The organism is Pseudomonadota bacterium, from assembly GCA_023229365.1.
Taxonomy (GTDB): domain Bacteria; phylum Myxococcota_A; class Polyangia; order JAAYKL01; family JAAYKL01; genus JALNZK01.
Genome location: JALNZK010000211.1, coordinates 1 through 6,050 on the forward strand (window position 1 = coordinate 1; position 6,050 = coordinate 6,050).

General features: G+C 70.4%; 6 protein-coding genes. 4 read left to right on the forward strand and 2 right to left on the reverse strand.

Annotated elements, in window-relative coordinates:
* Positions 1–147 precede the first annotated feature (147 nt).
* Entirely contained in the window at positions 148–336 is a 189-nt protein-coding gene (locus M0R80_31010; GenBank protein ID MCK9464071.1) for a hypothetical protein, read from the reverse strand.
* Positions 337–590: 254 nt separating this feature from the next.
* On the reverse strand, positions 591–1,274 hold the full coding sequence (locus tag M0R80_31015) for a hypothetical protein (GenBank protein MCK9464072.1): 684 nt from the start codon (positions 1,272–1,274) through the stop codon (positions 591–593).
* A 161-nt stretch (positions 1,275–1,435) separates the two neighbouring features.
* Here M0R80_31015 and M0R80_31020 point away from each other — a divergent pair, with 161 nt between their 5' ends.
* From M0R80_31020 to M0R80_31035, 4 genes are all read left to right on the forward strand, one after another.
* Positions 1,436–2,440 (forward strand): zinc ribbon domain-containing protein, encoded by a 1,005-nt coding sequence (locus M0R80_31020; protein ID MCK9464073.1) that lies wholly within the window; start codon positions 1,436–1,438, stop codon positions 2,438–2,440.
* A gap of 38 nt (positions 2,441–2,478) precedes the next feature.
* Complete coding sequence (locus tag M0R80_31025; protein MCK9464074.1) at positions 2,479–3,486, forward strand: aldo/keto reductase; 1,008 nt, start codon at positions 2,479–2,481, stop codon at positions 3,484–3,486.
* 47 nt (positions 3,487–3,533) lie between these two features.
* Entirely contained in the window at positions 3,534–4,913 is a 1,380-nt protein-coding gene (locus tag M0R80_31030) for a radical SAM protein (protein MCK9464075.1), read from the forward strand.
* A 117-nt stretch (positions 4,914–5,030) separates the two neighbouring features.
* Entirely contained in the window at positions 5,031–6,050 is a 1,020-nt protein-coding gene (locus M0R80_31035; GenBank protein ID MCK9464076.1) for a hypothetical protein, read from the forward strand.

The following is a 6,050-nucleotide window of genomic DNA, read 5'->3' on the forward strand; positions in this document are numbered from 1 at the left end:
TCCGGCCCGCCGGGCTCGGCTTTGACCGGACGGGTTTCGCACCCGCTGGACGACTCATCCGAATTTCAGGAAGTTATCGCCTCCTTCCATCCCAACGGACCGACAGTGCTCGGTCGCACCAAGACCCTCCACTTCTCCACTTGACACTTAGCCCTCATCCCACCGCGTAGCCCACGTCTTGAACGGCTCCGCGTCGAGCCGAACCCGGCGCAGCACGTGCGCCACCTGCCCCGGCGACATCGAGAGCGTCCGCCCGATCTCCTCGTGCGTGAGCGCCGTTCGCCGCTTCAAAGCCCTCACCGCGAACCGCCGCGCCGGGTTCGCCCGCAGCCCCATCGCCGTCGCCGCAGCGCGGCGAGCTTCGCCCCGGTCACCTCGGCAGGAACAGGACGCCGTGCGAGTCGTCGGTGAAGATCGGAGCGCGCCTCGCGCCGCGGTGCATGACGTGGTGCCAGGCGCCCGGGAAGTCGATTCTGGGTTTCCTCGGCATCGGGCGATGGTGATCGGGTTCGAGCTAAGTGTCAAGTGGAGGGTCTTGACCCCCTTTCTCCCGCAAAGAGCGACGGAGAGGGCTCGACCGCCCGCGGAGGCTAGCTCGCGAACGCGGCCGCCAGCTTGGCGAGCGCGGACGTCGCCATCGCGGGGAGCCCCATCACCTGCTGCTGCACCTGCGAGATCGTCGCCTGCACGTCGGCCTGCACCTGCGCGAGCGACTGGAGGTCCGCCTGCGCCTGCGCCTTCACCTCGGGCTTGCCGAACGGGTTGTTCAGCTTCACCGTCGCCTCGGCCGTGATCTTGGTCCCGAGCGCCGGCACCGCCACGACCGCCGAGCCGGCCTTCACCGTGAGCACCTGCGCGTTCTGCGGCATCGCCTTGAGCCCGTCGACGATCGCCTTGAGCCGCATCATCACGCCCTCGACCTCTGCGCGGACCGCGGCGTCGGCGTTGAACTCCGCGGCGATCTGGACCTGCCCGTTGTCGAGCGTGGCCTTGCACATGCCCATGAGCGCCTTCGCGTTCACGTTCAGGCGCTGCGGCATGCTCGTGATCTGCCCGATCAGGGCGTCGGTCTCGTTGATCGGGGCCATGAGCGCGTTGAGGTGCGCCTGCAGATCCGTCGAGATGAACTTGAGCTGATCCATGGCCGGCACGTCCGCCTGGGCGCCCGCCTGCGCGTCCGCCGACGACTTCGCCTCTCCCTTGCTCCCGCCGCACGCCGCGGCCGCCAGCGCGACTGCGAGCACCACGATCCCGCCTACGCGATATCCGAACATGTTCCCTCTCTGGGCCCGCCGCCTATGGCGGGCGTCGTTGTGCGGGCGTCGAACCCGCGTACCCTGAACATGGAAAACCGACGCGAACCATACTCCGACGGTCGCCAAAGGCAACCGCTTCGAAAACGCAACGCGCGGCTTCGGCGATGCTATGATGTCGCATGGCCAATACCTCGAAGACCTACGAGATGCTCTGGAGCTGCGAGTACTGCGGCGCGAAGAAGCTGCTCGGCAAGACGCACCGCCACTGCCCGGAGTGCGGCGCCGCGCAGGATCCGGCCCGCCGCTACTTCCCGTCCGAGGATGAGAAGGTCGCGGTCGAGGACCACGTCTTCGTCGGCGCGGACGTCCACTGCCCGGCGTGCAAGGCGCCTATGGGCAAGGCGGCGAAGCACTGCGCGGAGTGCGGCTCGCCGCTCGTGGGAGGGGGCGAGGTGGCGCGGGTCGCGGACTCGGGGGCGGCCGGGAAGGCCCATAAGGCTCCGGGAAAGCGCCGCTCGAAGAAGGGGCTCGTGATCGGGCTCGTGTTCGCCGGGCTCGGGCTCCTGTCGATCCTGTTCGTCGTCCTCGCCCTGTGGACCGAGGAGAAGCAGCTCAGCGCGATCGGCCACACCTGGCAGCGCGAGATCAAGATCGAGGCGTTCGGCCCCAAGGCCGAGTCCGAGTGGTGCGACGCCATGCCGAGCGACGCCTACTCGATCTCGCGGTCCCAGGAGGTGCGCTCGCACAAGGACGTCAAGACCGGGGAGTCCTGCTCGACGAAGCGCGTCGACAACGGTGACGGCACCTACTCCGAGCACCAGGAGTGCACGCCCACGTACCGGCAGGAGCCGGTGTACGACGACAAGTGCAGCTACACCGTGGACAGGTGGAGCTACGCCCGCTCCGAGACCGCGTCCGGGGCGAGCCTCGCCCAGCCCCCGGTGTGGCCGCAGGTGACGCTGCGGAAGGTCGGGACGAGCGCCGGCTCGGAGCGCGAGGGCGCGCGCGTCGAGACCTACACCGTGCACTTCGCGGACGGCGCCGAGGCCGGGAAGACGCTCACCTGCGGCCTCGCCGAGGCGAGCTGGCGCGCGATCCCGATAGGCTCGCAGTGGAAGGCGGACGCGTACGTCATGACCGGCGAGCTCGACTGCGCGACCCTCGAGCCGCTCGGCGCGAAGTGATCTCGTCACCGGGCCGGTTCCGTACTAGAGATCCCCTCATGAAGACGCGCATCCTCGGCAGGACGGGGCTCGAGGTGTCGGCCGTGGGCTTCGGCGGCATCCCGATCCAGGGCCTCCCCGCGGCGGACGCCGAGGCCGTGGTGCGGGAGGCGCTCGACCGCGGCATCACGTTCTTCGACTCCGCGCGCGGGTACACGGACAGCGAGGCGAAGCTGGGGCGCGCGCTCGCCGGCGCGGGCGATCGCGTCGTCGTCGCGACGAAGACGATGGCGAGGACCGACGCGGCGATGTCGGCGGACATCGACACGAGCCTGCGCAACCTCGGCCGCAAAACGATCGACCTGTACCAGATGCACAACGTGGCGACCGAGGACGCGCTCGCGCAGGTGCTCGGCCCCGGCGGCGCGTACGAGGCGATGGACCGGGCGCGGCGGGACGGCAAGATCCGGTTCATCGGGGTGACCGGGCACTCGCGGGAGATGCTCCTGCGCGCGATCGCGACCGATCTCTTCGACACCGTGCAGCACCCGTACAACCCGCTCGAGAAGGAGTGGCGCGCGGACGTCGTCCCCGCGGCGCGCGCGAAGGGGCTCGGGGTCATCGGCATGAAGCCCGCGGCGGGCGGCGCCCTCGGCGACGTGCCGGCGGCGCTGCGCTTCGCGCTCCACGACGGCGTGGACGTGGCGATCCCGGGTATGGACGCGATCGCGCAGGTCGCAGAGAACGCCGCGGTCGGCGCCGCGCTCGATCTGCCGTCGCCCGCGGATCTCGCCTCGTTCGCGGAGGACGCCCGGCGCTGGGGCGGCCGCTTCTGCCGCCGGTGCGGCTACTGCAAGCCGTGCCCGAACGGCCTCGACGTCCCGTTCCTGCTGCTCATCGAGGCGTACTACACGCGGTACGATCTGCGCGCCTGGGCGCTCGAGCGGCTCGCCGGGCTCGAGAAGAAGTACGCCGACTGCCGGGCCTGCGGCGAGTGCGCGGCGCGCTGCCCGTACGGGCTCGAGATCCCGGAGCTGCTCGCCGCCGCGGCCTCGAAGGTGGTGTGATCTGCTATAATCCGCTCCTGGGCTGAGCAAACACGAGGGGGTCCGCCATGGAAAAGACCACGCCGAAGTACGTCCCCGTCCGCGCCGTGTTCGAGACGACGCTCGCCTGCAACCTGCGGTGCCGCCACTGCGGCTCGCGCGCCGGTGAACCGCGGCCGGACGAGCTCACGACCGGAGAGTGCGCGCGGCTCTTCGGCGAGCTCGCGGCGCTCGGCAACCGCTGGCTCACGCTCTCGGGCGGCGAGCCCACGACGCGGCCGGACTGGCTCGAGCTCGTGGCCGCGGCGGCGTCCGCCGGCTTGCGCGCCGGCATGATCACGAACGCCCTCAGGTTCGACGACCGCGCGGCCGAGGCGGCCCGGGACGCCGGGCTGTGCGCCGTCGGCTTCAGCGTCGACGGCGTCGGCCCGGTGCACGATAGGATCCGCGGCCGGATCGGCCAGTACGCGCGCGTCGTCGAGGGGATGCGCTCCGCGCGCCGCGCCGGGCTGCCGTTCGCGCTCGTCACCCACCTGAACGCCACCAACCTGGGCGAGCTCGAGCGGATCCACGACGTCGCGCTCGCGGAGGGCGCGTACGCGTGGCAGGTGCAGCTCGGCACGGACATGGGCAACTTCTCGGATCACCCGGAGCTGCTCGTGGCGCCGCGGGATCTCCCGGGGATCGAGGCGCGGATCGGGAAGCTCGTCGCGCGCAGCCCGCTGCGGATCCACGCGTCCGACTCGCTCGGCTACTTCGGGCCGAACGAGCGGCTGCTCCGGCGCGCGGGCGGCGGCTCCTGCTTCGGCGGCTGCCAGGCCGGGATGCGCGTCGTCGGGATCGAGTCCAACGGCAACGTGAAGGGGTGCCTCTCGATCATGGCCGGCTACAACGCGCGCGGCGCCGACTTCGTGGAGGGGAACGTCCGCGAGAGCTCCCTCACCGAGATCTGGAACCGCGAGGGCGCCTTCGCCTACACGCGCGAGTTCGACGTCGCCGATCTCGGGGGCGCCTGCCGCGAGTGCGCGAAGGCCGAGAAGTGCCGCGGCGGCTGCACCGCGAAGAAGGTCGCCTCGGGCGGCGGCCTCGAGAACCCGATGTGCGTGCGACGCGCGATCGCCGAGCGTGACGAGGGCAAACGCCGGGCGGTCGGCCAGGCGGCGGCGGCGGCGGTGCTCGCGTCGTTCCTGGGACTCGGCGCCCAGGGGTGCCAGGACGACGACAAGCGGACGCCCGACGAGGACGGCGGCACCGACTCGGACACGGACGCGGACACCGACACCGACACCGACGCGGACACCGACACCGACACCGACACGGACATCGACACCGATTCCGACGTCGATTACGGCATCCCGGACACCGACACGAACACGGACGTCACCGACTACGGCCTGCCGGACGGCGGCATGAACGACTACGGTTTGCCGGAGGGCGAGATCGACTGAGCGGCGCGCGCGGGCCAGCTCGGGGCTCGACGCCCGCCATGTCCCCGCAAGTCGCTCAGAGTGTCTTCGCGATGTCGATTTCCGGCAACTTCTTCCCCGAACGTCCGATTCAACAGTGTGGTCAACGCCATCCGCATCCTCGAGCCCGGCGTCGTCTACTCGGTCGTACAGACGACCGTGGACCGCACCTTCTCGTTCGCGCCGAATCACGACCCTGCGCACCCGCTGCTCGCTCGCGGCTGTCCGCCCGAGGCGCTCGATCCCGGAAGCCCGCTCGTGCCGGTGCCCTCCGTCATCAACATCGTCGGCGCAGCCGCGGCACGCGCGCTCGCACTCTCGCCCGTCAACCTCCACGCCCTCGAGTTGTCGAGCACGCACCAGCACGAGCAGGCGTCCGCCATCGGCGGAGACGTCGGCGCTCTCCCCGAGTTCTGGCGCAACTTCCACTCGAAGGTCGCCCGCGACTTGAATCGGCTGCGCGGCCGCGAGGGGCATCTGTACGCCGGGCCGTCGCGGGTCACACCGTGCGGCGATGACGAGAGCGCGTTCCAGCAGCTGATCTACGCGCTGACGAACCCGGTAAAGGACGGGCTCGTCGATCGCGTGCGCCGCTCGCCTTTCTTCTCCACGTACCGCGCGCAAGCGTACGGCGAGGAGCTGCGATTCTTCGACATCGAGTGGGAGCGGTATTGGGAGGCGGGCGGACCGTTCAACCGGAGGCTGCATCCCAAGCAGTTCATGACCTGGCGCGCGCTCAAGATCGCGCCGCTGCCGCACCTCGCGGAGACTCCCGAGCACAAGCGGCGGACGCTCGTCCGCAAGGCGGTCGAGGCTGTGGAAGAGAAAACCGCCGAAGAGCTGAAGCGTGAGGGTCGCGCCTTCTGCCCGGTTTCGCGCCACTTCGAAATCGACCCGCGAGACCGTCCGCAGACTCCGCGCATCAGCGGCCGCAAGCCGCTCGTCCACGCGTCGACGAGGGCCGAGCGCGACGCCTACCGCGACAAGGTGCGCGACGTGATGAAGGCCTACGTGCCCGCGAGCATCGCGTTTCGTCAGGGCATCTTCGACGTCGAGTTCCCGCCCGGCACGTTCCGACCGCCGCTCACGCGGCCGATCCCGTTCGCGTACACGTCTTGA

Excerpts from the sequence above, each read along its gene's own strand:
- M0R80_31010 (MCK9464071.1), bottom strand. The coding sequence starts at position 336 with ATGGGGCTGCGGGCGAACCCGGCGCGGCGGTTCGCGGTGAGGGCTTTG.
- M0R80_31015 (MCK9464072.1), bottom strand. The coding sequence starts at position 1,274 with ATGTTCGGATATCGCGTAGGCGGGATCGTGGTGCTCGCAGTCGCGCTG.
- M0R80_31020 (MCK9464073.1), top strand. The coding sequence starts at position 1,436 with ATGGCCAATACCTCGAAGACCTACGAGATGCTCTGGAGCTGCGAGTAC.
- M0R80_31025 (MCK9464074.1), top strand. The coding sequence starts at position 2,479 with ATGAAGACGCGCATCCTCGGCAGGACGGGGCTCGAGGTGTCGGCCGTG.
- M0R80_31030 (MCK9464075.1), top strand. The coding sequence starts at position 3,534 with ATGGAAAAGACCACGCCGAAGTACGTCCCCGTCCGCGCCGTGTTCGAG.